Annotated in this window: 21 protein-coding genes and 2 tRNA genes; 16 read left to right on the top strand and 7 right to left on the bottom strand. The window is 69.4% G+C overall.

Features of this window, described 5'->3' with window-relative positions; translation table 11 throughout:
- Positions 1 to 50 precede the first annotated feature (50 nt).
- The 3 genes from ABZY12_RS16015 to ABZY12_RS16005 all read right to left on the bottom strand — a co-directional run bounded on the left by ABZY12_RS16015 (position 51) and on the right by ABZY12_RS16005 (position 3,789).
- The gene (locus ABZY12_RS16015) at positions 51 to 695 is read right to left on the bottom strand and encodes a superoxide dismutase (RefSeq protein ID WP_356890542.1); all 645 of its coding nucleotides are present in this window, start codon (positions 693 to 695) and stop codon (positions 51 to 53) included.
- 165 nt (positions 696 to 860) lie between these two features.
- A complete protein-coding gene (locus ABZY12_RS16010; protein WP_356890540.1) occupies positions 861 to 2,279 on the bottom strand; it encodes an amino acid permease in 1,419 nt (472 codons plus the stop codon).
- Between the two features lie 115 nt (positions 2,280 to 2,394).
- On the bottom strand, positions 2,395 to 3,789 hold the full coding sequence (locus ABZY12_RS16005; RefSeq protein WP_356890538.1) for an amino acid permease: 1,395 nt from the start codon (positions 3,787 to 3,789) through the stop codon (positions 2,395 to 2,397).
- Between the two features lie 255 nt (positions 3,790 to 4,044).
- On the opposite strand from ABZY12_RS16005, the gene ABZY12_RS16000 reads away from it, so the two are divergent.
- Positions 4,045 to 4,638 carry a biotin transporter BioY gene (locus ABZY12_RS16000; RefSeq protein WP_356890536.1) on the top strand — a complete coding sequence of 198 codons (594 nt, stop codon included), beginning with the start codon at positions 4,045 to 4,047 and terminating at the stop codon, positions 4,636 to 4,638.
- A gap of 161 nt (positions 4,639 to 4,799) precedes the next feature.
- Here ABZY12_RS16000 and ABZY12_RS15995 read toward each other — a convergent pair whose 3' ends face one another.
- On the bottom strand, positions 4,800 to 6,245 hold the full coding sequence (locus tag ABZY12_RS15995) for an amino acid permease (RefSeq protein ID WP_356890534.1): 1,446 nt from the start codon (positions 6,243 to 6,245) through the stop codon (positions 4,800 to 4,802).
- Between the two features lie 186 nt (positions 6,246 to 6,431).
- Here ABZY12_RS15995 and ABZY12_RS15990 point away from each other — a divergent pair, with 186 nt between their 5' ends.
- Both ABZY12_RS15990 and ABZY12_RS15985 read left to right on the top strand, forming a co-directional pair.
- On the top strand, positions 6,432 to 6,926 hold the full coding sequence (locus ABZY12_RS15990) for a ribose-5-phosphate isomerase (RefSeq protein WP_356890532.1): 495 nt from the start codon (positions 6,432 to 6,434) through the stop codon (positions 6,924 to 6,926).
- Positions 6,926 to 7,750 carry a DNA-formamidopyrimidine glycosylase family protein gene (locus ABZY12_RS15985; protein ID WP_356890530.1) on the top strand — a complete coding sequence of 275 codons (825 nt, stop codon included), beginning with the start codon at positions 6,926 to 6,928 and terminating at the stop codon, positions 7,748 to 7,750. Before ABZY12_RS15990 ends, ABZY12_RS15985 begins: the two co-directional genes overlap by 1 nt.
- Positions 7,751 to 7,758: 8 nt before the next feature.
- Here the strand turns inward: ABZY12_RS15985 and ABZY12_RS15980 are convergent, their stop codons facing one another.
- Positions 7,759 to 8,988 carry a GNAT family N-acetyltransferase gene (locus tag ABZY12_RS15980; RefSeq protein WP_356890528.1) on the bottom strand — a complete coding sequence of 410 codons (1,230 nt, stop codon included), beginning with the start codon at positions 8,986 to 8,988 and terminating at the stop codon, positions 7,759 to 7,761.
- 107 nt (positions 8,989 to 9,095) lie between these two features.
- Between ABZY12_RS15980 and ABZY12_RS15975 the strand changes: the two genes are divergently transcribed.
- The 4 genes from ABZY12_RS15975 (at position 9,096) to ABZY12_RS15960 (ending at position 11,623) form a co-directional block, all read left to right on the top strand.
- A complete protein-coding gene (locus ABZY12_RS15975) occupies positions 9,096 to 10,241 on the top strand; it encodes a PP2C family protein-serine/threonine phosphatase (RefSeq protein ID WP_356890526.1) in 1,146 nt (381 codons plus the stop codon).
- A 40-nt stretch (positions 10,242 to 10,281) separates the two neighbouring features.
- Positions 10,282 to 10,731, top strand: a complete 450-nt coding sequence (locus ABZY12_RS15970) for an HD domain-containing protein (RefSeq protein ID WP_356890524.1) — start codon at positions 10,282 to 10,284, stop codon at positions 10,729 to 10,731.
- Positions 10,732 to 10,893: 162 nt separating this feature from the next.
- The gene (locus ABZY12_RS15965; protein WP_147978023.1) at positions 10,894 to 11,088 is read left to right on the top strand and encodes a hypothetical protein; all 195 of its coding nucleotides are present in this window, start codon (positions 10,894 to 10,896) and stop codon (positions 11,086 to 11,088) included.
- A gap of 106 nt (positions 11,089 to 11,194) precedes the next feature.
- A complete protein-coding gene (locus tag ABZY12_RS15960) occupies positions 11,195 to 11,623 on the top strand; it encodes a hypothetical protein (protein WP_356890522.1) in 429 nt (142 codons plus the stop codon).
- A gap of 52 nt (positions 11,624 to 11,675) precedes the next feature.
- On the opposite strand, the gene ABZY12_RS15955 is transcribed toward ABZY12_RS15960, so the two are convergent.
- Positions 11,676 to 11,749: transfer RNA gene (locus ABZY12_RS15955), tRNA-Gly, on the bottom strand.
- Positions 11,750 to 11,880: 131 nt separating this feature from the next.
- On the opposite strand from ABZY12_RS15955, the gene ABZY12_RS15950 reads away from it, so the two are divergent.
- From ABZY12_RS15950 to clpX, 5 genes are all read left to right on the top strand, one after another.
- Positions 11,881 to 11,957, top strand: a tRNA-Pro gene (locus ABZY12_RS15950).
- A gap of 187 nt (positions 11,958 to 12,144) precedes the next feature.
- Positions 12,145 to 13,515 carry a trigger factor gene (gene tig, locus ABZY12_RS15945; RefSeq protein WP_356890520.1) on the top strand — a complete coding sequence of 457 codons (1,371 nt, stop codon included), beginning with the start codon at positions 12,145 to 12,147 and terminating at the stop codon, positions 13,513 to 13,515.
- A gap of 256 nt (positions 13,516 to 13,771) precedes the next feature.
- A complete protein-coding gene (locus tag ABZY12_RS15940; protein WP_356890646.1) occupies positions 13,772 to 14,377 on the top strand; it encodes an ATP-dependent Clp protease proteolytic subunit in 606 nt (201 codons plus the stop codon).
- 65 nt (positions 14,378 to 14,442) lie between these two features.
- Complete coding sequence (locus ABZY12_RS15935; RefSeq protein ID WP_356890518.1) at positions 14,443 to 15,114, top strand: ATP-dependent Clp protease proteolytic subunit; 672 nt, start codon at positions 14,443 to 14,445, stop codon at positions 15,112 to 15,114.
- A gap of 168 nt (positions 15,115 to 15,282) precedes the next feature.
- Positions 15,283 to 16,566, top strand: coding sequence for an ATP-dependent Clp protease ATP-binding subunit ClpX (gene clpX / locus ABZY12_RS15930; protein ID WP_356890516.1), 1,284 nt, complete (start codon positions 15,283 to 15,285; stop codon positions 16,564 to 16,566).
- Between the two features lie 506 nt (positions 16,567 to 17,072).
- Here clpX and ABZY12_RS15925 read toward each other — a convergent pair.
- A complete protein-coding gene (locus ABZY12_RS15925) occupies positions 17,073 to 18,053 on the bottom strand; it encodes a hypothetical protein (protein ID WP_356890514.1) in 981 nt (326 codons plus the stop codon).
- A 138-nt stretch (positions 18,054 to 18,191) separates the two neighbouring features.
- On the opposite strand from ABZY12_RS15925, the gene ABZY12_RS15920 reads away from it, so the two are divergent.
- The 4 genes from ABZY12_RS15920 (at position 18,192) to ABZY12_RS15905 (ending at position 24,068) form a co-directional block, all read left to right on the top strand.
- The gene (locus ABZY12_RS15920; protein ID WP_356890512.1) at positions 18,192 to 20,813 is read left to right on the top strand and encodes a valine--tRNA ligase; all 2,622 of its coding nucleotides are present in this window, start codon (positions 18,192 to 18,194) and stop codon (positions 20,811 to 20,813) included.
- 127 nt (positions 20,814 to 20,940) lie between these two features.
- Positions 20,941 to 22,083 (top strand): ATP-binding protein, encoded by a 1,143-nt coding sequence (locus tag ABZY12_RS15915; protein ID WP_356890510.1) that lies wholly within the window; start codon positions 20,941 to 20,943, stop codon positions 22,081 to 22,083.
- A gap of 114 nt (positions 22,084 to 22,197) precedes the next feature.
- Complete coding sequence (locus ABZY12_RS15910) at positions 22,198 to 23,697, top strand: folylpolyglutamate synthase/dihydrofolate synthase family protein (RefSeq protein WP_356890508.1); 1,500 nt, start codon at positions 22,198 to 22,200, stop codon at positions 23,695 to 23,697.
- A gap of 5 nt (positions 23,698 to 23,702) precedes the next feature.
- Complete coding sequence (locus tag ABZY12_RS15905) at positions 23,703 to 24,068, top strand: DUF4233 domain-containing protein (RefSeq protein WP_356890506.1); 366 nt, start codon at positions 23,703 to 23,705, stop codon at positions 24,066 to 24,068.
- The last annotated feature ends 124 nt before the right edge of the window (positions 24,069 to 24,192 follow it).

The following is a 24,192-nucleotide window of genomic DNA, read 5'->3' as shown; positions in this document are numbered from 1 at the left end:
GCCCCGTGAAGGTTGAGAAGACGATCACGAGCAGGGCGCCGAGGGGCTGATCAGATGGAGATCAACGGGACGGAGTTCTTGGCCGTCCGGTAGCGCTTGTTCACGTCCTGCCAGTTGACGACCTGCCACATGGCCTCGATGAAGTCGACCTTCTGGTTCTTGTACTGGAGGTAGAAGGCGTGCTCCCAGGCGTCGAAGACCAGGATCGGGACCGAGCCCTGGCCGACGTTGCCCTGGTGGTCGTAGACCTGCTCGACGATCAGCCGGCCGCTGATCGGCTCGTAGGCGAGCACACCCCAGCCCGAGCCCTGGGTGGTCGCGGAGGCCTTGGTCAGCTGCGCCTTGAACTTGGCGAACGAGCCGAAGGACTCGGTGATCGCGTCCGCGAGCTCACCGACACCGTCGGCGGCGAGCGGCTCGCCACCGCCGCCGTCCTTCGGGCTGTTCATGTTGTTCCAGTAGATGCTGTGCAGGATGTGGCCGGAGAGGTGGAACGCGAGGTTCTTCTCCAGGCCGTTGATCGCGCCCCACTGCTCCTTGTCGCGCGCCTCTTCCAGCTGCTCCAGGGTGTCGTTCGCCCCCTTGACGTAGGCGGCGTGGTGCTTGTCGTGGTGCAGCTCGATGATCTGCGGGTTGATCACCGGCTCCAGCGCCGCGTAGTCGTACGGCAGTTCCGGAAGGGTGTAGATCGCCATGTGCCGAGCCTCTCGCTGCTGGTGCTTATTGCAACCTATATGCAAGTGCAGGCTAACAGCAGGAGTGGGTCGAAGTTGATCAGCCCTTGGCCCTAGGTCACGCGTCGGGCAGACGAAAGAACCCCCGGACCGATCAGGTCCGGGGGTTCGTCGTACGGGAGGGGATCAGGCGTCCTGCGACACCGGCCGCCGCGCCTTCTGGAGCGCGAAGCCGATCGCGGCGAGCAGCACGGTCAGGCCGCCCGTCCAGTACAGCTGCACCCGGGTGCCCTCGTCGCGGGCCATCAGGAAGAAGATCGCCGCCATGCCGGCCAGCGCCACCCAGGTCAGCACGGGGTAGGCCCACATCTTCACGACCAGCTTCTCCGGCGCCTCGCGCTCGGTCCGGCGGCGCAGCAGCAGCTGCGAGACGGCGATGAAGAACCAGACGACGAGGATGATGGCGCCGATGGTGTTCAGGAGCCAGATGAAGATGTCGTCCGGACGCCAGTAGCTGAGCAGCACGCACACGAACCCGAAGACCGAGGAGACGAGCACCGCCGGGCGCGGGACGCCGCCGAACGTACGGCCCAGCGCCTTCGGGCCCTGGCCGCGGTCGACCAGCGAGCAGGCCATCCGGGAGGCGCCGTAGATGTTGGCGTTCATCGCGGACAGCAGGGCGATCAGCACGACCACGTTCATGATCTGGCCGGCCGCCGGGATGCCGAGATGGTCGAGGGTGGCGACGTACGGGCCCTTCTCGACCACCGCCTTGTCGTCCCACGGGACGAGGGTGACGATGACCGCCATCGAGCCGATGTAGAAGAGCGCGATGCGCCACATCGCCGTACGGACGGCCTTGGCGACGCCCTGGACGGGGTGCTCGGACTCGGCCGCGGCGATGGTGACGGTCTCCAGACCGCCGTACGCGAAGACGGAGGCGAGCAGTCCGACGATCAGGCCCTCGGAGCCGTTGGGGAAGAAGCCGCCGTCCCCGGTGAGGTTCGTGGCACCGGGGGCGTCCGAGCCGGGCAGCACGCCGACGATGGCGAGCACGCCGATGCCGAGGAAGAGGACGATCGCGCCGACCTTGAGCGCGGCGAACCAGAACTCGAACTCGCCGAAGTTCTTCACCGCCGCCAGGTTGGTGCCGCAGAACACCAGCATGAAGAGGGCCACCCAGGCCCACTCCGGAGTGCCCGGGAACCAGCCCGTCATGATCTTGGCGGCGCCGATGCCCTCCAGGCCGACGGCCACACAGAGCAGGAACCAGAAGGCCCAGCCCGCGGTGAAACCGGCCCAGGGGCCGATGGCCCGCTCGGCGTGGACGGAGAAGGAGCCGGAGGCGGGGTTGGCCGCCGACATCTCGCCGAGCATGCGCATCACGAGCATGACGAGCAGCCCGGAGATCGCGTAGGCGACCACGATCGAGGGGCCGGCGGCGGCGATACCCGCACCGGAGCCGACGAAGAGGCCGGCCCCGATGACGCCGCCCAGGGCGATCATCGAGAGATGGCGCTGCTTGAGGCCGTGCGAGAGGCCGTGCGACGCACTCGCTCCGTCGTCCTTGCGGTCGACGGGCGTGGGCGCGGTGGTCCGGGACATGGGCCGCCCTGTTCATTGGCCGGTACGGGGGAACGCGCCACAGTCTGGGCGCGCGCACCGCTTACAGGGAACGGATGTCCGCTATACGGGCACGACCTTCACACAAGGTGAAGATTCACTTCCGCTTCGTGCGCGATTCTCGCACCCACGCCACCAGCAGGACGGCGCCGGTGGCCGCGCCCGACCAGAGCACCTGCGGCCGCGCCCCCTCGTCGGTCAGCATCAGCACCAGTACGGCTGCCATGGCGGCCAGCGACGCCCAGGTCAGCCACGGGAAACCCCACATCCGCAGCGTCAGGGTCTCCGGCGCCTCCCGCTCGATCCGGCGGCGCAGCCTCAGCTGGGACACCGCGATGAGTCCCCAGACGAAGAGGAGGACGGCGCCGACCGCGTTGAGCATGTAGAGGAAGACGGAATCCGGCCACTTCAGATTGAGCAGGACGGAGACGAACCCGAACGCCACCGACGCGAGCACGGCGCGCCGTGGCACCCCGCCCGCGGAGATCCTCAGCAGCCCCTTCGGCGCCTCCCCGCGCTCGGCGAGCGAGAAGACCATCCGGGACGATCCGTAGAGATTCGCGTTGAGCGCCGAGAGCAGCGCCACGAACACCACGACGTTCATGATCTGACCGGCCGAGGGAACCCCGATCGCGTCCAGGACGGCGACGTACGGCGACTGCCCCGGCTCCATCGACGTCCACGGCAGCAGGGTCACGATGACCAGCATCGAACCGACGTAGAAGAAGAGGATCCGCCAGACCGCGCTGCGCACCGCCCGCGCCACGTTGCGGGCCGGGTCGTCCGACTCGGCGGCCGCGATCGTGACGACCTCCAGACCGCCGAAGGCGAAGACGACGGCGAGGACGCCGGAGACCACGCCCTCCCAGCCGTTGGGCAGGAAACCGCCCTGCCCCGTCAGGTTGGTCATCCCCACCGGGTCGGTCTCGGGCAGCCATCCGACGATCGCGAGGACCCCCAGGACGAGGAAGAGGACGATCGCGCCGACCTTCAACGCGGCGAACCAGAACTCGAACTCGCCGAAGTTCCTCACCGCCGCGAGATTGGCGACGGTGAACACGACCATGAAGAGCAGCACCCAGCCCCACTGCGGGATCCCCGGCACCCAGCCGTGCGCGATCCGGGCCGCGCCCGTCGCCTCGACGGCGAGCACCACCACCAGCAGGAACCAGTACAGCCAGCCCACCGAGAAACCCGCCCAGCGGCCGAGGGCCCGCTCGGCATGGACGGAGAAGGCGCCGGAGGCGGGCATCGCCGCCGACATCTCCCCGAGCATCCGCATGATCAGCATCGCGAGCGTGCCCGCGATCAGGTACGAGAGCACGATGCCGGGCCCGGCGACGGCGATGCCCGCACCCGAGCCGACGAAGAGCCCGGCGCCGATCACACCGCCGAGCCCGAGCATCGTCAGATGACGTTGCTTCAGCCCATGGGAGAGAGGCTCCGGTTCGGGAGCGAGGGGAGCCGGGGCGGCAGGCGGTGCGTCGTGCATGTGGGGGGCCGTGCTCTCGAAAGCGTTTATGGAGACCCCACAGTCTCTCCGGTGGTCGTCCCCTGACGCAAAAGGGGCCTCTCGGCGAGGCTTCCCAGTGACAAGCATCACGTGGCGCGAGGGTTGGCCGCCATCCTTTGTTTGATCTCCACGAAGCGCTCAACCTCCGCTTTGTGGGCGGCTGATGGTGATCGAGCGTTCACTCCTCGACTACGGTCAACCTGTCCCCCCCGTCCTCACCCTCGCGGAGTACCGATGAGCACCGCCGCCGCCCCTGTCCGTTCCCTCCGTGCCGGAACGGTCCTGGCCGACCTGCTGCCGGCCGGCCGCGCCCGCGACATCGCGCTGGTCGCCGGCGGCGCCGTCCTCACCGGCATCGCCGCGCAGATCGCCGTCCCGGTCCCCGGCTCCCCCGTCCCGGTCTCGGGCCAGACCTTCGCCGCCCTGCTCGTCGGCACCTCGCTGGGCGCCCGCCGCGGCTTCCTCGCCCTGGCCGTGTACGCGCTGGCCGGCATGGCGGGCGTGCCGTGGTTCGCGCAGGCCACCTCCGGCTACGGGATGCCGTCCTTCGGCTACATCCTCGGCATGCTGCTCGCCGCCACCGTCGTCGGTTTCCTGGCCCGCCGTGGCGCAGACCGCTCCGTGCTCCGCACGGCGGGAACGATGGCGCTCGGCTCCCTGATCATCTACGCGGTGGGCGTGCCGTACCTGGCCCTCGCCACCGGCATGACGCTGTCGCAGGCGGTCGCGGCCGGCCTGACCCCGTTCCTCATCGGCGACGCCCTCAAGGCCGCTCTCGCGATGGGAGTGCTCCCCACCGCGTGGAAGCTCCTCGGCCGGAAGGGCTGACCGGGCCGCTCCGTTCGGGAGCGATGTCCTGGTTTCCCGCGACAGCCTCACCTCCCGCGGACAAGACGCGGACATGAGAAGGCTCTCCGTCGCCGACGTGATCGGTGTACGGAGAGCCTTCCGCTTTCCTGACCTCGTACGTCAGGTCCGGATGTTCCGGATCAGTGCCCGATCTCCTCGCGCGTGGCCTTCGCGAACCGGTCCTTGACGAGCGCGATCACCAGCACCAGGGCGGCCACCAGGAGGGAGAGCACGACCTGCTCCCGCGCGCTGCCGCCGTCGTAGACCATGTAGCCCAGGACGAAGACGATCATCGCGATGGTCGCCCAGGTCAGGTACGGGAAGAGCCACATCCGTACGACCAGCTTCTCCGGCGTCTCGCGCAGGATGATCCCGCGCATCCGCAGCTGGGTCACACAGATGACCAGCCAGACGAAGAGCGCGACGGCACCCGAGGAGTTCAGCAGGAAGGCGAAGACGTCGTCCGGCCGCCAGTAGTTGAAGAACACGGCGACGAAGCCGAAGACCACCGAGGCGAGGATCGCCGCGGTCGGTACGCCCCGCGCGTTGGTGCGGGCGAACGCCTTCGGCGCGTCACCGCGCCGGCCGAGCGAGAAGGCCATCCGCGAGGCGGTGTAGAGGCCCGAGTTCAGGCAGGACAGCACGGCGGTGAGCACGATCACGTTCATGACCTGGCCGGCGTGCGGGATGCCGATCGAGTCGAGCGCGGCGACGTACGAGCCCTTGTCGACGATCGACTTGTCGTTCCACGGCAGCAGCGTCAGGACGACGAAGATCGAGCCGAGGTAGAAGACGGCGATCCGCCAGATCACGCTGTTGGTGGCCTTGGTGACGGCCTTCTGCGGGTTCTCGGACTCGCCGGCGGCGAGCGTGACGATCTCGCTGCCCATGAAGGAGAAGACGACCATCAGGACGCCGGTGAGGATCGCGCCCGCACCCATCGGGAAGAAGCCCCCGGTGTCGGTGAGGTGGGCGAAGCCCGCGCCCGGGTTGTCCGAGCCCGGCAGCACACCGAAGACGGCGAGGAAGCCGACGACGACGAACGCGGCGATCGCCACGACCTTGATCCCGGCGAACCAGAACTCGAACTCGCCGTACGAGGAGACGGAGGCGAGGTTGGTGGCGGTCAGCACGACCATCACGATCAGCGCCCAGGCCCACTGCGGCACGGCCGGTATCCACGACTCCAGGATGACCGCGCCAGCGGTCGCCTCGACGGCGAGCACGACGACCCAGAAGAACCAGTACAGCCAGCCGATGGTGAATCCGGCCCAGCGGCCCAGCGCCTGGTCGGCGTAGGCGGAGAAGGAGCCGGACGACGGCCGGGCGGCCGCCATCTCGCCGAGCATCCGCATCACGAACACGACCATCGTGCCGACGAGCGCGTACGAGAGCAGGATGGCGGGACCGGCCGCGGCGATGCCGGAGCCGGAGCCGACGAAGAGGCCGGCACCGATGACGCCACCGATGGCGATCATCGAGAGGTGACGGTTCTTGAGACCGGCCTTGAGACCGTCGGAAGGCTGGGAATCACCGGCGCTTCCGGTGGTACCGCCTTCCTTCGCAAGGGTCGGCTGCGAAGTCATGAACGCTTTCCTTACGTCTGGGGGGCGCTCGGGTCGCGAGCAACGAGCATTGAAACCCGTGACCCCGGGAGATCGGAAGACCCGATTCCGGATCGTTGTGCGAAATCCGAAGGTCCAGACCAGTACGGGTGAAGGTCCCGACCCCGCTGACCGATACCCCGCTCCCGCCGTGCCACACTCGGAACCATGCGCGTGTACCTCGGCTCCGACCATGCCGGCTTCGAACTCAAGAACCACCTCGTCGAGTGGCTGAAGGCCCATGGCCACGAGCCCGTCGACTGCGGTCCCCACATCTACGACGCGGTGGACGACTACCCGCCGTTCTGCCTGCGCGCCGCCGAGAAGACGGCCGCGGACCCGGACAGCCTGGGCATCGTCATCGGCGGCTCCGGCAACGGCGAGCAGATCGCCGCGAACAAGGTGAAGGGGGTGCGCGCGGCCCTCGCCTGGAGCGAGCAGACCGCCGCCCTCGGCCGTGAGCACAACAACGCCAACGTCGTCTCCATCGGCGGCCGGATGCACACCCGGGAAGAGGCGACGAAGTTCGTCGAGATCTTCCTGAACACGCCGTACTCGGGTGACGAGCGTCACACTCGCCGCATCGACATGCTCTCGGCGTACGAGACGACCGGCGAGCTCCCCCCGATCCCGGCCCACCACCCGCAGGAGCCCACCGCCTGATGCCCGAAGGGCACACGATCCACCGACTGGCCGCCGACTACCGGGAACGGTTCGGCGGCCGGTCCGTTCGCGTCTCCAGCCCCCAGGGCAAGTTCGCGGACTCCGCGGCCCTGCTGGACGGCACGGTCCTGGAGACCACCGAGGCCCACGGCAAGCACCTCTTCCTCGGCTTCGGCGGCCTGGGTGGGGAGTGGGTCCACATCCACCTCGGCCTCTTCGGCAAGGTGAACTTCGGGGACGCCCCCGCGCCGCCGCCCACCGACACCGTGCGTCTGCGCCTGGCCCACGACGGCGCGTACGTCGACCTGCGGGGCCCCACCACCTGCGCCCTGATCACGGACGCCGAGAAGCGGGCGATACACGACCGCCTCGGCCCCGACCCGCTGCGGGACGCCGACCACGTCGACGGAGCCGCGAAGGCGTGGCGCCGGATCTCGAGGTCGCGTACGACGATCGCGGCCCTGCTCATGGACCAGAAGGTCGTCGCGGGCGTCGGCAACGTCTACCGGGCCGAGGTCCTCTTCCGCCACGGCATCGACCCGTACCGCGCGGGCAGGGACCTGACCGCGAGGGAGTGGCGGGCGATCTGGACGGACCTCGTCGACCTCATGCGCGAGGGCGTCCGCAACAACCGCATCGACACCGTACGCCCGGAGCACACCCCCGAGGCGATGGGCCGCCCACCACGCGTCGACGACCACGGTGGCGAGGTCTACGTCTACCGCCGGGCCCCCGGCCCCTGCCACATCTGCGCCGGCGAGATCCACACGGCCACCCTCGCCGCCCGCAACCTCTTCTGGTGCCCGACCTGCCAAGAGCGCTGACGCGCCCCCTAGAAGCCGTGCGGCAACCACGGCGCCACGGGCCACCCGAAGGCCACGGACGCCTCCGTCAGCGTCCCTTCCCGAAGCTCCCGCACCCGCCCCGCCGCGGCCAGCGACGTCAGGCTCACGCCCCCCAGGTACGCCGCCCCCAACTCCCGTACGGACAGAGCGACGTCCGCCGCCTCCTCCGTACGCACGCACACCGCACCCTTGGCGTCCCCCGTCAGCCGCCAACGCCCCTCGTTCCACGGACAGAACGCGTCCGCGACCTCGAACACCACGTCCACCGGCGCCTGATACGTCCGCGCCTCCAGCGCCGCGCCCACGTCCACCAGACGCACGTGCAGCGCGTCCCGCTGCGTCGGCACACAGCGCCGGACGTCACTCACCAGGTGCTGCCAGGCACTGTCCACGGGCCGGCTGTTCATCTGGACCGACGACGTCAGGTCGATCGAGCACAGGAACCGCCACAGCGCCGCCTCCGCCACCGGGTCCAGCGCCTCCAGGTCCTTGAGCACGACCGTGCCGTCGGCCCCGGCGTGCGTCCACTCCGGCTTGACCGCGTACAGCGCGTACCCCACGACCTCCCCGTCCCGCTCCGCCAGTACGCACTGCCGCGCCGACGCGCCGCCCCGCTCGCCCGGCGGGTCCAGCAGCGGCAGCCGCTCCCACCCCGGCTGCCGGGCGAGCATCCCCGGCCGGGCCGCGACCCGCCGCGCGTACACCGACTCGCACGCCTCCGCCGCCTTCGCCGGATCGGCCGGCCGCAGCGTCACCGCGTCCGTGCCCTCCGGCACCGAGAGCCGCACCCGCGTCGTGTCGATCGTCGCTCGCGTCGTGTACGTGGCGATGCCGTACCCGAACCGCCCGTAGATCTCCGGCTCCGAGGCCGTCAGAACGGCCAGCGGCTCGCCGCCCGCCCGGACGTCGTCGAGCTGACGCCGCATCATCGAGGTGAGGATCCCGCGTCGCCGGTGCGTCGGTGCCACGCCGACCATCGTGACGCCCGCCGCCGGCACCACCGCCCCACCCGGTACGGACAGCCGGAAGCTGAACGCCCCCGCCGTGCCCACACACTCCTCGCCGTCCCAGACGCCGATCGAGCGGTCGCACTCGGTCAACTCCCGCCAGAGGGTCCGCTCCTCCGGGGACTCCGGAACACCGCCGAACGCGGTCTCCAGCGTCCCGAACCAGTCGTCCCACTCGGCCGGGTCCAACACCCGAAGTTCATTGGTCATATGCCATCGATATCAGCGCACACGCGTCCGGGGCGACCCGATTTCACGCGCAATGTCTTCGGGGTCCCCCTGCACGAGGTCCGAGCGGGTGGATAGGGTCCAGGCCAATGAGAGGTCGCAGGGGAGTGGACGCGTATGCGGCCCGGATGCGCGTGAGCGCCCACCGGGTCCGCGTCGCGCTGCGCAAATCCGGCGTCGACTACTTCCGCGGCGACGGTTCCGACTGGGTGGCGCTGGCCGGCCTCCTGCTCACCATTCCCGCGATCACCTTGGGCACACTCACCGATCCGGTCTGGTGCGCGCCCGCCGCCCTCGTCCTGCCGATCGTGGCAGGCGGACTGCTGCTGCGCCCCGCGAGCCTGCTCGGCCTGTACGCGGCGGCCGCCGGCGCCCTGATCGTCGAGTCCGTCGTGCTCGGCCCGTACACCCAGGGCCCCGCCCGGGTCACCCCGGGAACGGTCCTGGTCGTGGCGGCCTGCGGCCTCTTCGGGCTGCTGATCGCGCAGTTCCGGGCCCGGGTCGGCGTGCCCTGGCGGCGCGGCGGGACCATGCTCTTCGACCTGCGCGAACGCATCCGGGTGCAGAGCGCCCTGCCCCGGCTCCCGCAGGGCTGGCACCGCGAGATGGCGCTGCGCCCGGCCGGCGGCCAGTCGTTCTCCGGCGACTTCGTCGTCGCGGCCCGCACCAACGGCGGCCGCACCCTCGAAGTGCTGCTCACGGACGTCTCCGGCAAGGGCATGGACGCGGGCTCGCGCGCCCTGCTGCTCTCCGGCGCCTTCGGCGGACTCCTCGGCTCGCTGCCCCCGCACGGTTTCCTGCCGGCCGCCAACGGCTACCTGCTCCGCCAGGACTGGGACGAGGGGTTCGCCACCTCCATCCATCTGGTGCTCGACCTGGACTCCGGGGACTACGAACTCCTCTCCGCCGGCCATCTGCCCGCGCTCCAGCTCCACGCGGGCAGCGGCCGCTGGGAGGAGAAGGCCGGCGAGGGCCCGCTCCTCGGCGTCTACGACGGCGCGGAGTTCCATCCGGTCAAGGGCTCGCTGCGGCCCGGCGACGTCCTGATGCTGTTCACCGACGGCCTGGTCGAGGCGGCGGACCGGGACATCGCCGAGGGCATCGACCGGCTGACGGGCGAGGCCGACCGCTATGTCGCCTCGGGCTTCGAGGGCGCCGCCTGGCACCTCATCGAGGCCTGCGCCAAGGACGTCAACGACGACCGGGCGCTCCTGCTGATCAGCCGCAAGACCTGAGGACCGCGCCCCGCGCCCGCACCCGCCGTACAGTCGGCGCATGCCGCACCTCACCCTCGCCCAGGTCGAATCCCTCGCCGTCGCGGCCCATGAGGGCCAGACCGACAAGGCGGGGCGCCCGTACGCCGAACATCTGCGGGCGGTCGCCGACGGCGTGCGCGCCCGCGGCGGCAGCGACGAACAGATCGCCGCGGCGTGGCTGCACGACGCCGTCGAGGACGACGCGCTCTCCGCCGACCGGCTGGAGAGCGCCGAGCTTCCCCGCGCCGTCAAGGACATGGTCCTCGCGCTCACCAGACACCCGGGCGAGGCACCGGAGACGTACGCCCGGCGCATTCTCGCCACCCCGGGCGCCCTCCTGGTCAAGGAGGCCGACCTCGCCCACAACGCCGACCCCACCCGCCTCGCCGCCCTCGACGCCCCGACCCGGGCCCGGCTGACCGCCAAGTACGCCCACGTCCGCGCGCTGCTCGGGCTCTCCGCCCCGTAACGATCAAGACGAAATCTCGCGGGTTGGCTCGATTCGTGCGTCGACGATTCCTCACCCGGCGTTCCGGGGCAGGAAGTTGGTGGCACGATGGATGCAGCGGGGGTGTTCTGTGACGCGCGCTCCCGGGCGGCAAGGTGGGACCGACCGAGGGTGTGATCAGTTGTGGCCATTTCACTGTCTGTGGTGCTGCTGTTGGCGATCATCCTGGTGGTGCTGATCCGCGGCGGAAATCTGAAGGCCGGCCCGGCCGTCGTCGCGGTGCTCTTCGGCTTCTTCCTTGCCTCCACGGGCATGGCCGACGACATCCAGCGCTTCCTGGACTCGATAACGCAGACGGTCAGCTCGATCAAGTTCTGAACACGACGGAAGACCTCGTAGGCGGTTTCCGTCCGAGCCGAGTACTCGGTCAGGGCTGAGTACGCGAGCCCTGGTCGGTCACGGCCCGAGCCGGAAGTCTCGGGCCATGCGACGACTTCGGAAACTCGTACCCCACCTGTCGGTGATGCTCGTACTGGCTCTGGTGGCGCTCGCCCTGTGGGCTGCCTGGCTGGGCTGGGACCAGCATGCCGACGTACGACCTGATGGAACGACGACCGGCCCGTACGAGGCGTGGCAGCTGATCGGGCTGGTGCTGACCCTGCTTGCGCCGGTGTACTGGGCGGCGTCCCGGCGTCATGTCACCGCCGCTGTGCTGGGTGTCACCGCCGGCCTGACGACTGCCGCCTTCTACGACTGGTCGGACGACTCCAGCGGCCTCTTCGTCATCGGCGTCGGGATGGTCATGGCGGGGAGCCTCCTCGTGACCGCCGCCGTCTCCGCCGTGATCGCCTCCGTGAAAAGAGAAGGACCCCGCCGGTCTCCGCCGAGCAGCGCGCGGCGCGATGGCCGGTGAACGCGTCAGGGCCAGGCCGGAGGATGATCCTCTGACCTGGCCCTGAGCCATGTGGAGCGGGCGACGGGAATCGAACCCGCGTAGCTAGTTTGGAAGACTAGGGCTCTACCATTGAGCTACGCCCGCACAGGTCGCGCCGCAGGTCACGAGGGCCGCGGCACGGACAGCATCGTAGCGGGTCCCGGGCGGTCCCCGCACGCCCCTTCCGGAGGGGGCGTCGCGCTGTCTCCGTGCATGTACCCTACGTGTCGCACCGACGGGGTGTGGCGCAGCTTGGTAGCGCGTCCGCTTTGGGAGCGGAAGGCCGTGGGTTCAAATCCCGCCACCCCGACCAACATCACGCGATACAAGATCAAGTCGGGCGGATCGCCCCGCCCAAGATCGCGTTGTGGGCCTCATCCCGCTTGCGGTTACTATGCAAGCTGCGTGCCCGTGTGTCTCTCTGACCGGGCCGATCGGCCGGGACCGCCATCAAGCGGCATCGGCAGAAACCAAGAATCAGCCACCAAGGAGACCGAACCGTGAAGAGCGCCGTGGAGACCCTGAACCCGACTCGGGTTCGGCTCACTGTCGAGGTGCCCTTCGAGGAGCTCAAGGACAGCCTCGACGCGGCGTACAAGAAGATCAACCAGCAGGTCACGGTCAAGGGCTTCCGTAAGGGCAAGATCCCGGCTCGTGTGATCGACCAGCGGTTCGGCCGTGGTGCGGTGCTGGAGGAGGCCGTCAACGACGCGCTCCCGAAGTTCTACACCGAGGCCGTCAACGAGGCCGAGGTCAACCCGCTGGGTCAGCCCGAGGTCGACATCACCGAGCTGAAGGACGGCGAGCTGCTGGCCTTCACCGCCGAGGTCGACATCCGCCCGGCGATCGAGATCCCGGACTACTCCGGCATCGAGGTCACCGTCGACGCGGTCGAGGTCAGCGACGAGGACGTCGAGAAGTCCGTGCAGCAGCTGCGCGAGCGCTTCGCCTCCACCAACCCGGTCGAGCGCGCCGCCGCCGAGGGTGACGTCGTCACCCTCGACCTCGAGGCCAAGGTCGACGGCGAGGTGCTGCCCGACGGTGTCGCCGAGGGCGTCTCGTACACCATCGGTTCCGGCGAGCTCCTCGACGGCATCGACGAGGCCGTCACCGGCCTGGAGGCCGGCGGCGAGGCCACCTTCACCTCGCAGCTGAAGGGCGGCTCGGCCGAGGGCAAGGACGCCGAGGTCACCGTCAAGGTCACCGCCGTCTCCGCCCGTGAGCTCCCCGAGCTGGACGACGAGTTCGCGCAGATGGCGTCGGAGTTCGACACCCTCGACGAGCTCAAGGCCGACAGCCGCAAGCGCCTCGAGAACATGAAGCAGTTCGACCAGGCCACCCAGGCCCAGGAGCGCGTCCTCGACGAGCTGCTGAAGCTGGCGGAGGTCCCGATCCCCGAGAAGCTCCTCGAGGACGAGATCAACACCCGCAAGCACAACCTGGAGCACCACCAGCTCGGCCAGATGGGCCTCACCCTCGAGAAGTACCTGGAGATCCAGGGCAAGACCGAGGAGGAGTTCCTGGCGGAGACCAAGGAGCAGGCCGAGAAGGGCATCAAGACGCAGTTCATCCTCGATGAGCTCGTCAACAAGGAGAAGCTCAACGTCAGCCAGGAGGAGCTCACCGAGCACCTCATGCGCCGCGCCGCCTCCTCCGGCATGAGCCCCGACCAGTTCGCCCAGGCCGTCGTCGAGGGTGGCCAGGTGCCGATGCTCGTCGGCGAGGTCGCCCGCGGCAAGGCCCTCGCGGTCGTCGTCGAGGCCGCCAAGGTCGTCGACACCAACGGCGAGACCGTCGACCTCGAGGACGAGGACGAGACCGAGGCCGCCGCCGACGCGGTCGAGGCCGCCGAGGAGAAGAACGAGGCCTGAGCCTCGCGCTGAACCGGTCCACGGGCCCGGACGCACTGCGGTGCGTCCGGGCCCGTGACCGTATGCGGAACGTATGCGCGGTGCGTCCAACTACCTTGCGCTCCCAGCGAACAGTTCGGGAAGCGGGATGGTGTTGTCCGACCTGCGCGTTAGGGTCCATGAATACGAGGGCAGGGTCCTACCCCGTCCTCGGTACGAGAGACGCTGAGACGGCCGGAGCCGTCAGAGACGAGCAGGTGGATACGTGACGAATCTGATGCCTTACGCCGCGGGTGAGCCGTCCATCGGTGGTGGCCTCGGCGACCATGTCTACAACCGGCTGCTCGGCGAGCGCATCATCTTCCTCGGCCAGCAGGTCGACGACGAGATCGCCAACAAGATCACGGCACAGATGCTCCTCCTGGCCGCCGACCCGGACAAGGACATCTTCCTCTACATCAACAGCCCCGGTGGCTCGGTGACGGCCGGCATGGCCATCTACGACACCATGCAGTACATCCCCAACGACGTCGTGACCATCGGTATGGGCATGGCGGCCTCGATGGGCCAGTTCCTGCTCACCGGCGGCTCCGCCGGCAAGCGCTTCGCGCTGCCGAACACCGACATCCTGATGCACCAGGGCTCCGCCGGCATCGGCGGTACGGCCTCGGACATCAAGATCCAGGCCGAGTACCTCCTTCGTACGAAGAGGCGCATGGCCGAGATCACCGCGCTGCACTCCGGCCAGACCGTCGAGGCGATCATCCGCGACGGCGACCGCGACCGCTGGTTCACCGCGGAGGAGGCCAAGGACTACGGCCTCATCGACGAGATCATCTCTGCCGCTTCGGGCGTTCCGGGCGGCGGCGGCACGGGCGCCTGAGCGCCCGCCGCCCCCAGCCCACCGATCCCAGCCCGCTGAACGCCACCAGGATGGTGAACAACCCCATGAACGCGATGCCCCCGAACTTCTCCGCGAGCGGCCTCTACACCGGCCCCCAGGTGGACAACCGGTACGTCGTCCCGCGCTTCGTCGAGCGCACCTCGCAGGGCGTGCGCGAGTACGACCCGTACGCCAAGCTCTTCGAAGAGCGCGTGATCTTCCTCGGCGTGCAGATCGACGACGCCTCCGCCAACGACGTCATGGCGCAGCTGCTGTGCCTGGAGTCGATGGACCCCGACCGGGACATCTCGATCTACATCAACAGCCCCGGTGGCTCCTTCACCGCGCTGACGGCCATCTACGACACGATGCAGTTCGTGAAGCCGGACATCCAGACGGTCTGCATGGGCCAGGCGGCCTCCGCCGCGGCCGTGCTGCTCGCCGCCGGTACGCCCGGCAAGCGGATGGCCCTGCCGAACGCCCGCGTGCTGATCCACCAGCCGTCCGGCGGCACCGGCCGTGAGCAGCTCTCCGACCTGGAGATCGCGGCCAACGAGATCCTGCGCATGCGCACGCAGCTGGAGGAGATGCTGGCCAAGCACTCCTCGACGCCGATCGAGAAGATCCGCGACGACATCGAGCGGGACAAGATCCTGACCGCCGAGGACGCCCTGGCGTACGGCCTGGTCGACCAGATCGTCTCGACCCGCAAGAGCACGGCCGCCGCGGCAGCCTGACGCTCGACCTTCCCTCGGCACGGGGAGCACGGCGGGGATCATGGCGCATTCCCGTCCATGTGAACCGTGCCAAGGGGGGCCCGAACGGGGGGCCCGGCAAGGTACCGTCGAATATGAGGCACCAGGAGTCGCTGAACCAAGCGCTCCCAGGCGAAGGGGAAGCACCTCGTGGCACGCATCGGTGATGGCGGCGACCTGCTCAAGTGCTCGTTCTGCGGAAAGAGCCAGAAGCAGGTGAAGAAGCTCATCGCAGGACCCGGTGTGTACATCTGCGATGAGTGCATCGACCTCTGCAACGAGATCATCGAGGAAGAACTCGCGGAGACGAGCGAGGTGCGGTGGGAGGAACTCCCCAAGCCCCGCGAGATCTACGAGTTCCTCGAGGGGTACGTCGTCGGGCAGGAGCCCGCGAAGAAGGCCCTCTCGGTCGCGGTGTACAACCACTACAAGCGCGTCCAGGCCGGCGAGAACGGCGGCGGGCAGGGCCGGGACGACGCCATCGAGCTGGCGAAGTCCAACATCCTGCTGCTCGGGCCCACGGGCTCCGGCAAGACGCTGCTCGCGCAGACCCTGGCCCGGATGCTCAACGTCCCGTTCGCCATCGCCGACGCGACGGCGCTGACGGAGGCCGGCTATGTCGGCGAGGACGTCGAGAACATCCTGCTCAAGCTGATCCAGGCGGCCGACTACGACGTCAAGAAGGCCGAGACGGGGATCATCTACATCGACGAGATCGACAAGGTCGCCCGTAAGAGCGAAAACCCGTCGATCACGCGCGACGTCTCCGGCGAGGGCGTGCAGCAGGCCCTGCTGAAGATCCTGGAGGGCACCACCGCCTCCGTGCCGCCGCAGGGCGGCCGGAAGCACCCGCACCAGGAGTTCATCCAGATCGACACGACGAACGTGCTCTTCATCGTGGGCGGCGCCTTCGCCGGCCTCGAGAAGATCATCGAGTCGCGGGCGGGCGCCAAGGGCATCGGCTTCGGGGCGACCATCCGCTCCAAGCGCGAGATCGAGGCGAGCGACCAGTTCCAGGAGGTCATGCCCGAGGACCTGGTGAAGTTCGGGATGATCCCCGAGTTCATCGGCCGTCTCCCGGTCATCACCTCGGTGCACAACCTGGACCGCGAGGCCCTGCTGAAGATCCTCGTCGAGCCGCGCAACGCGCTGGTGAAGCAGTACCAGCGCCTCTTCGAACTCGACGGCGTCGAGCTGGACTTCGACCGCCCGGCCCTGGAGGCCATCGCCGACCAGGCGATCCTGCGCGGCACGGGCGCGCGTGGCCTGCGGGCCATCATGGAAGAGGTCCTGATGTCGGTGATGTACGAGGTCCCGTCCCGCAAGGACGTGGCCCGCGTGGTCATCACGGCGGACGTCGTGCACAACAACGTGAACCCGACGCTGGTGCCGCGGATCGTGAAGAACGACGGCCGCCACGAGAAGTCGGCGTAGGTACGAGAACACCCAGGGGCGCCCGGCCGGTTGACGACAACCGCGCCGGGCGCCCCTGTTGCGCCGACCAGCCAGTTCCGAACGACATTCGGTCAAGTGATCGAAAATTGCGGAATGGAGTCGCTTCACTCGTGATTGCCTTGGTCTCGGCAACTGTGATTGACCGGGAGGGACTCAATTGTCCAGGATCAAGCGCTCAGTGGGGATCGTGGCAGCAACGGTGATGGCCGGCTTGGCCATCCCTATGGCTGCTGCTTCACCTGCGCAGGCTACGTACATGGACTGCACGATCTACTTGCGCAACATGGGCTACATCGTGGGGCCGAAGGTCTCGTCCGGATGTTCCCAGGGCGCAGGCATATATGCGCATTTGTGTCCGCCTACGCTGATCTGGGCCGGGGTGAGGGGTGACCACGCGAATACCGCGTGCCACCAGGCTTCGCGGCCGGCGTGAGATAGGCCCACGGCGGCACGGGTGTGAGTCACCTATGCCGCCGTAGGGCGGATCAGAGCTTGACGCGGACTTCCTTGCGGAGCTTGGCGGTGATGGCGGCGGCCTCGTCGGCGGAGCCTGCCTTGCCCGTAGCCACGGAGGCCATGTCCATCGGCGTCACGAAGCCGACCGTGCTGTGGTCGGCCCACACGCAGAACGTCATGGTGAACGCAGGGGTGGAGGTGGCGGCGTCGCCCTTGGTCTTGGCCTGCTGGCACTTGAGGACCGCGCCGTCGAGTTCCGCCGGCTTGTACTCCTGCGGGCTGCCGACCAGTTCCGGCTCGTCGGCCTTGCCCTTGTCCTTCTCGGCCTCCGTCTCGATGTTGGCGAAGACGCTGTCGACCACCTTCTCGGGGTCGTCGATCTCGCCGTAGAGGCCGCTGAAGGAGATCATCTTGGTGCCGAGTGGGTTGGTCGGATCCTTCACCTGATATCCGGCGCTGACGTTCGTGGCGTTCTTGACACCGTTCTGCTGGGCCTCCTTGAGGGAGTCCTTGTTGCCCGAACCGTCGCTGCCGGGGTTCTTCTTGTACTCGCCGAGCACCGTCTCCGGGGTGATCAACTTGTGCGGGCCGTCGTCAGCGATCGAGGAGCCACCGCCCCCTGCCGTGAAGTACCACGCGCCGCCGCCGATCAGTGCGAGCGCCACGACCACGCCGACGACGACGAGGCCCGTCTTCTTCTTCGGGGCGGCCGGCGGGGGCGGCGGGAAGCCGCCCGGGGCCTGGCCGTACGGAGGCTGCTGACCGTAGGGGGGCTGCTGGGGAGGCTGTCCGTACGGGCCGGGCTGCTGAGGCGGCTGCTGGGGGTAGCCGTACGGCGGCTGCTGCGGCGGCACGCCCTGGGGCGCCTGCTGCGGGTAGCCGTAGCCGGGCTGGGGCGCCTGCGGCGGCTGGCCGTAAGGGCCCGGCTGCTGACCGTAGGGGCCCGGCTGACCGTACGGCCCGGGCTGCTGGGGCTGACCGCCGTACGGGCCCGGCTGGTTGTAGCTCATGGACAGGTTCCCCTCACAAGATGTTTATGCGTAGCGAACATCCTGTCGGAACGGCCACCCCGCCGGGGAATCGGGGCCCACACCGTTACGGAACAATCGCGTTTCAGGACCACCGGGTGACACCCCTAAACTGACCCCGTGACCGAGAACACTCAGCAGCAGCCAGCAGCCAACCCCGAACTGCCGACCCAGTACGCGCCGGCCGAAGTAGAGGGGAAGCTGTACGAGCGCTGGGTAGAGCGCGGTTACTTCGAGGCCGACGAGAACAGCGACAAGCCGCCGTACACCATCGTCATCCCGCCGCCGAACGTCACCGGTTCGCTCCACCTGGGCCACGCCTTCGAGCACACGCTGATCGACGCCCTCACCCGCCGCAAGCGCATGCAGGGTTACGAGACGCTGTGGCAGCCGGGCATGGACCACGCCGGTATCGCCACCCAGAACGTCGTCGAGCGTGAGCTCGCCAAGGAGGGCAAGTCCCGCCACGACCTGGGCCGTGAGGCGTTCGTCGAGCGTGTCTGGAAGTGGAAGGCGGAGTCCGGCGGTCAGATCTCCGGCCAGATGAAGCGCCTCGGCGACGGCGTCGACTGGTCCCGTGAGCGCTTCACCATGGACGAAGGCCTGTCCCAGGCCGTCAAGACCCTCTTCAAGAAGCTCTACGACGATGAGCTGATCTACCGCGCCGAGCGCATCATCAACTGGTGCCCGCGCTGTCTGACGGCCATCTCGGACATCGAGGTGGAGTACCAGGACGACGACGGCGAGCTCGTCTCCATCCGGTACGGCTCCGGGGACACGGAGATCGTCGTCGCGACGACCCGCGCCGAGACGATGCTCGGTGACACGGCCGTCGCCGTCCACCCGGACGACGAGCGGTACAAGCACCTGGTCGGCACCGAGATCGAGCTGCCGCTGACCGGCCGCCGGATCCCGGTCGTCGCCGACGAGCACGTCGACCCCGAGTTCGGCACCGGTGCCGTCAAGGTCACCCCGGCGCACGACCCGAACGACTTCGAGATCGGCCAGCGTCACAACCTGCCGAACCTCGCGGTCATGGACGAGCGCGCGGTCATCACCGCCCACGGCCCCTTCCAGGGTCTGGACCGCCTCGAAGCCCGCTCCGCCATCGTCGCCGCGCTGCGCGCCGAGGGCCGGATCGTCGCCGAGAAGCGGCCGTACGTCCACTCGGTCGGCCACTGCTCGCGCTGCAAGACCACCATCGAGCCGCGTCTGTCGATGCAGTGGTGGGTCAAGGTGGGTCCGCTCGCCAAGGCCGCCGGGGACGCCGTCCGTGACGGCCGGGTCAAGATCCACCCGCAGGAGATGAAGAAGCGGTACTTCGACTGGGTCGACAACCTGCACGACTGGTGCATCTCGCGCCAGCTGTGGTGGGGCCACCGCATCCCGGTCTGGTACGGCCCGAACGGCGAGGTCGTCTGCGTCGGCCCCGACGAGCAGCCGCCGGCCGGCGAGGGCTGGCACCAGGACACGGACGTCCTGGACACCTGGTTCTCGTCCGGCCTGTGGCCGTTCTCCACGCTCGGCTGGCCCGAGCGGACGGACAGTCTCGCGAAGTTCTATCCGAACTCCGTCCTGGTCACCGGCTACGACATCCTCTTCTTCTGGGTCGCCCGGATGATGATGTTCGGCCTGTACGCGATGGACGGCACCCCGCCGTTCCACACCATCGCCCTGCACGGCATGGTCCGCGACCAGTTCGGCAAGAAGATGTCGAAGTCCTTCGGTAACGCGGTCAACCCGCTGGACTGGATGGACACCTACGGCTCCGACGCAGTCCGCTTCACCCTCGCGCGTGGCGCCAACCCGGGCGTCGACGTGCCGATCGGCGAGGACTGGGTCCAGGCGTCCCGGAACTTCGCCAACAAGATCTGGAACGCGACCCGCTTCGCGCTGATGAACGGCGCGACGGTCGAGGGCCCGCTGCCGGACCCGTCGCAGATGTCCGCCACGGACCGGTGGATCCTGTCGCGTCTCAACAAGACGGTCGCCGAGGTCGACGCGTACTACGACGACTACCAGTTCTCCAAGCTCTCGGACGCGCTGTATCACTTCGCGTGGGACGAGGTCTTCGACTGGTACGTCGAGCTGTCGAAGACGACGTTCTTCGACGGAGGCGAGCAGGCCAAGGTCTCCGGCCGCGTCCTCGGCGAGGTCCTCGACGTGACCCTCCGGCTGCTGCACCCGGTCGTCCCCTTCGTCACCGAGACGCTGTGGACCACGCTCACCGGCAAGGAGTCCGTCGTCATCGCCGACTGGCCGAGCGACTCCGGCTTCCGCGACGAGGCCGCGGAGAAGGAGATCGAGCTCGTCCAGCAGGTCGTCACCGAGGTCCGCCGGTTCCGTTCCGACCAGGGCCTGCAGCCCGGCCAGAAGGTCCCGGCCCGCCTGGAGCTCGACGGGACCGCGCTCGCGCCGCACGAGGCGGCCATCCGCCAGCTGCTGCGCCTCCAGCCGGAGGGCGAGGGCTTCTCCGCCACCGCCTCCCTGCCGGTCGCCGGCGCCACGGTCGCGCTCGACCTGTCCGGCACGATCGACGTGGCGGCGGAGCGCAAGCGGCTCGCCAAGGACCTCGCCGCCGCCGAGAAGGAGAAGGCGCAGGCCAACGGGAAGCTCGGCAACGAGGCGTTCCTGGCGAAGGCGCCGGACAACGTGGTCGAGAAGATCCGGACGCGGCTCGCCAAGGCGGACGAGGACATCGCCCGCATCCAGGCGCAGCTGGAGCGGCTGCCGCAGGCGTGAGCGCTGGTGAGGGGCCCGGAACCGGTCGGTTCCGGGCCTCTTGCCGTTTGTCCGGAGTGCAGGACCTCACACCAGTTGTGACGTAAGTCCGTTCGCCCGGGTCCAACGACCCTGGATGATGGAGGGCATGCACCGTCCCCCCGCCGTCGCCGCGCTGCGTCGCCGCGTGGACCGGTGGGCCGGTACGCCACGGGCCCTGGACGTCATCACGGCCCTCAGCGCCTTCGCGCTGATGTCCCTCGACGTGCCCGGCCTGGCCCGCGCCGACAACCCGCTGACCGGGATCACCGCCTCCCTGGTCCTCGCGGCCGGTGCGTCGACGCTGGTGCTGCGGCGCCGGCTGCCCTGGGTGCCGTACCTGGTCGCCCTCGCCCTGATGGGCTGGCTGCACGAGCTGACGATGATCCAGTTCGCGCTGTACTCGCTGGGCCGCTTCCGCGGGCGGCGGACGGCCGTCGCCGCGACCGTGCTCTATGTGGCCGTGGCGTACGCGCTGTTCCACACGCCCGGCTGGCCCGCCCGCCACGGCGACACGCTGAGCGAGTTCCTGAGCCTCGTGGTCCCGATCGGGGTCCTCGCCTCGGGCGTCGGCATCGCCGCGTACCGGCAGGACCTGGTGCGCGCCCTGGAGTGCCAGCGCGCCGAGGCGGCCGCTCGACAGGCCGTCCAGGAGGAGCGGATCTCCGTCGGCAGGGACGTCCACGACCTGGTGGGCCGCGAACTGACGGTGCTCGCGGTGCGGGCCGAGGTGCTCGCCGTACGCGCCAGGGGAGAGGCCCACCGGAAGGACTTCGAGGAGCTCGCGGACACCGCGCGGCGGGCCCACCACATGCTCAACGAGACGATCGTGCGACGGGCCGACGGGGGCGCGGCCACGCCGGGTCTGGAGGGACTGGGCGCGCTGGCGGAGGAGAGCGAGCGGCTGGGCGGCCCGGTCGAGCTGATAGTGGCGGAGGAGGCCAAGGCGCTCTCCCCGCTGCGGCAGACGGCCGTCCACCGGGTGGTCCAGGAGTGCCTGACGAACGCCGCCAAGCACGCGCCGGGGCTGCCGGTGACCGTGTCGATCTCGGTGGCCGGGCGCGACCTGCTCGTCGACGTCCGCAATCCGCTGCCGAAGACCCCGCCGGACCGCGCTCCCGTCTCGACGGGCACCGGTCTGTTCTCCATGAAGGAGCGCGTCCACAGCATGGGCGGCACCCTGTCGGCCGGCCCGGACGGCGACACCTACCGCGTGACGGCGCTCCTGCCGACGGGCTTCGAGCGGGCGTAGCCGCCGCGGGCCACTCCTGTGCGACCGTGCCCGGCCGCCTCGCCGGACGGTGGGCCGAAAGTCCCGAAAGGGGTGGTCCCGGGTCCTGTCGGTCCCCCTCCGTAGACTGGGTCCGTGAGTGAGCCCCGCGACGAGTTCGACCAGTTCGACGACATCGTCGACGCCGAGACCGACCGTGACCCCGACCTGGCGGTGATCGAGGCCGGCAGCCGCACGCTGCGCGCGCAGGCCGGCCCGCCCCAGGGCGACCCCGTGCCCGCCCGTCCCTCCGATCCGGAGGTGGACAAGGCGCTGCGCGAGGTCGAGACCGAGCTCGCCACCCGCTGGGGCGAGACCAAGCTGGAGCCGTCGGTCAGGCGGATCGCCGCCCTGATGGACGTGCTCGGCGAGCCGCAGCGCGCGTACCCCTCGATCCACATCACGGGCACGAACGGCAAGACGTCCACGGCCCGGATGATCGAGTCGCTGCTCACGGCCTTCGACCTGCGCACCGGGCGGTACACCTCTCCGCACGTGCAGACGATCACCGAGCGGATCAGCCTGGACGGCGCCCCGATCTCCGCGGAGCGGTTCATCGAGACGTACCAGGACATCAAGCCGTACGTGGAGCTGGTGGACGCCCGCGAGGAGTTCCGGCTCTCCTTCTTCGAGGTCATGACGGGGATGGCGTACGCGGCCTTCGCCGACGCCCCCGTGGACGTGGCCGTCGTCGAGGTCGGCATGGGCGGCACCTGGGACGCCACCAACGTCATCGACGCCTCGGTCGCCGTCGTCACTCCGATCGACCTCGACCACACCGACCGCCTCGGCGAGACGCCGGGCGCGATCGCGGGCGAGAAGTCCGGGATCATCAAGCAGGGTGCGACGGTCGTCCTGGCGCAGCAGCCGGTGGACGCGGCGCAGGTCATGCTCAAGAAGGCCGTCGAGGTGGACGCCACGGTGGCCCGCGAGGGCATGGAGTTCGGGGTCGTGGAGCGGGAGGTCGCGGTCGGCGGCCAGCTGCTGACCCTGCGCGGGCTCGGCGGCGCCTACGACAACGTCTTCCTGCCGCTCCACGGCGCGCACCAGGCGCACAACGCGGCCGTCGCGCTGGCGGCGGTCGAGGCGTTCTTCGGCATCGGCGCCGACCACGCCCGCACACTGGACATCGACACGGTCCGCCGGGCCTTCGCCTCGGCGTCCTCGCCGGGCCGTCTCGAGGTCGTGCGCAGCTCCCCGACCGTCATCCTGGACGCCGCCCACAACCCGGCGGGCGCGCGGGCCACGGCGGACGGCGTCAGCGAGTCCTTCGGCTTCTCGCGGCTCATCGGTGTGGTCTCCACCAGCTCGGACAAGGACGCCAAGGGGCTCCTGGAAGCCTTCGAGCCGATCTTCGCCGAGGTCGTCGTCACCGCGAACTCCAGCCCGCGCGCCACGGACGTGGACGCGCTGGCCGCGATCGCCGTCGAGGTCTTCGGCGACGACCGGGTGGTCGTCGAGCCGCGCCTGGACGACGCCATCGAGGCGGCGATCACTCTCGCGGAGGAAGAGGGCGAGTACGCCGGCGCGGGTGTGCTGGTGACCGGTTCGATCTTCACGGTCGGGGATGCCCGGCTGCTGCTCGGAAGGCGCTGAATCCGATGCGTACGCTCTGTGCCTCGACCCTGATCGGCGAGTTCTTCGTGATCGGGTTCGCCGGGCTCGTCGCGATGAAGGACGACAGCCTGTCCCTGACCACGGTCTGGACGGTCTGCGGCGTCGCCATGCTGCTGTCGGTGCTGCTGTGCGGGTTGATCACCCGCCCGGGCGGCCTCCAGCTCGGCTGGGCGCTGCAGATCGCCCTGATCGCGAGCGGCTTCGTGGTGCCGGTGATGTTCTTCCTCGGGGCGACCTTCGCGGTGTTGTGGTGGGCCTCCCTCCACTACGGCCGGAAGATCGACGAGGCGAAGGCGCGCTGGGCCGCACAGGCGGAGGCGGCGGAAGCGGAGGCCGGTCAGCCCGGCTGACCGCCCCGGGACCGTGGCGAACCGGGCTCGACGCCCGGGTATCCGTACGGCCTGACGCTGAGTAATCGGCGGCCGTGGGGGCCCTGTAGCCTCTGAGGTCCGCACACCGCATTCGTAAGGAGTC

This window comes from Streptomyces sp. NPDC006551, assembly GCF_040611675.1.
Lineage (GTDB): Bacteria > Actinomycetota > Actinomycetes > Streptomycetales > Streptomycetaceae > Streptomyces.
This window is presented reverse-complemented; position numbering and strand designations above follow the sequence as displayed.

Bases quoted from the DNA above. Each gene is read 5' to 3' on its own strand.
- ABZY12_RS16015 (WP_356890542.1), bottom strand. From the start codon at position 695: ATGGCGATCTACACCCTTCCGGAACTGCCGTACGACTACGCGGCGCTG.
- ABZY12_RS16010 (WP_356890540.1), bottom strand. From the start codon at position 2,279: ATGTCCCGGACCACCGCGCCCACGCCCGTCGACCGCAAGGACGACGGA.
- ABZY12_RS16005 (WP_356890538.1), bottom strand. From the start codon at position 3,789: ATGCACGACGCACCGCCTGCCGCCCCGGCTCCCCTCGCTCCCGAACCG.
- ABZY12_RS16000 (WP_356890536.1), top strand. From the start codon at position 4,045: ATGAGCACCGCCGCCGCCCCTGTCCGTTCCCTCCGTGCCGGAACGGTC.
- ABZY12_RS15995 (WP_356890534.1), bottom strand. From the start codon at position 6,245: ATGACTTCGCAGCCGACCCTTGCGAAGGAAGGCGGTACCACCGGAAGC.
- ABZY12_RS15990 (WP_356890532.1), top strand. From the start codon at position 6,432: ATGCGCGTGTACCTCGGCTCCGACCATGCCGGCTTCGAACTCAAGAAC.
- ABZY12_RS15985 (WP_356890530.1), top strand. From the start codon at position 6,926: ATGCCCGAAGGGCACACGATCCACCGACTGGCCGCCGACTACCGGGAA.
- ABZY12_RS15980 (WP_356890528.1), bottom strand. From the start codon at position 8,988: ATGACCAATGAACTTCGGGTGTTGGACCCGGCCGAGTGGGACGACTGG.
- ABZY12_RS15975 (WP_356890526.1), top strand. From the start codon at position 9,096: ATGAGAGGTCGCAGGGGAGTGGACGCGTATGCGGCCCGGATGCGCGTG.
- ABZY12_RS15970 (WP_356890524.1), top strand. From the start codon at position 10,282: ATGCCGCACCTCACCCTCGCCCAGGTCGAATCCCTCGCCGTCGCGGCC.
- ABZY12_RS15960 (WP_356890522.1), top strand. From the start codon at position 11,195: ATGCGACGACTTCGGAAACTCGTACCCCACCTGTCGGTGATGCTCGTA.
- ABZY12_RS15940 (WP_356890646.1), top strand. From the start codon at position 13,772: ATGCCTTACGCCGCGGGTGAGCCGTCCATCGGTGGTGGCCTCGGCGAC.
- ABZY12_RS15935 (WP_356890518.1), top strand. From the start codon at position 14,443: ATGAACGCGATGCCCCCGAACTTCTCCGCGAGCGGCCTCTACACCGGC.
- ABZY12_RS15925 (WP_356890514.1), bottom strand. From the start codon at position 18,053: ATGAGCTACAACCAGCCGGGCCCGTACGGCGGTCAGCCCCAGCAGCCC.
- ABZY12_RS15915 (WP_356890510.1), top strand. From the start codon at position 20,941: ATGCACCGTCCCCCCGCCGTCGCCGCGCTGCGTCGCCGCGTGGACCGG.
- ABZY12_RS15905 (WP_356890506.1), top strand. From the start codon at position 23,703: ATGCGTACGCTCTGTGCCTCGACCCTGATCGGCGAGTTCTTCGTGATC.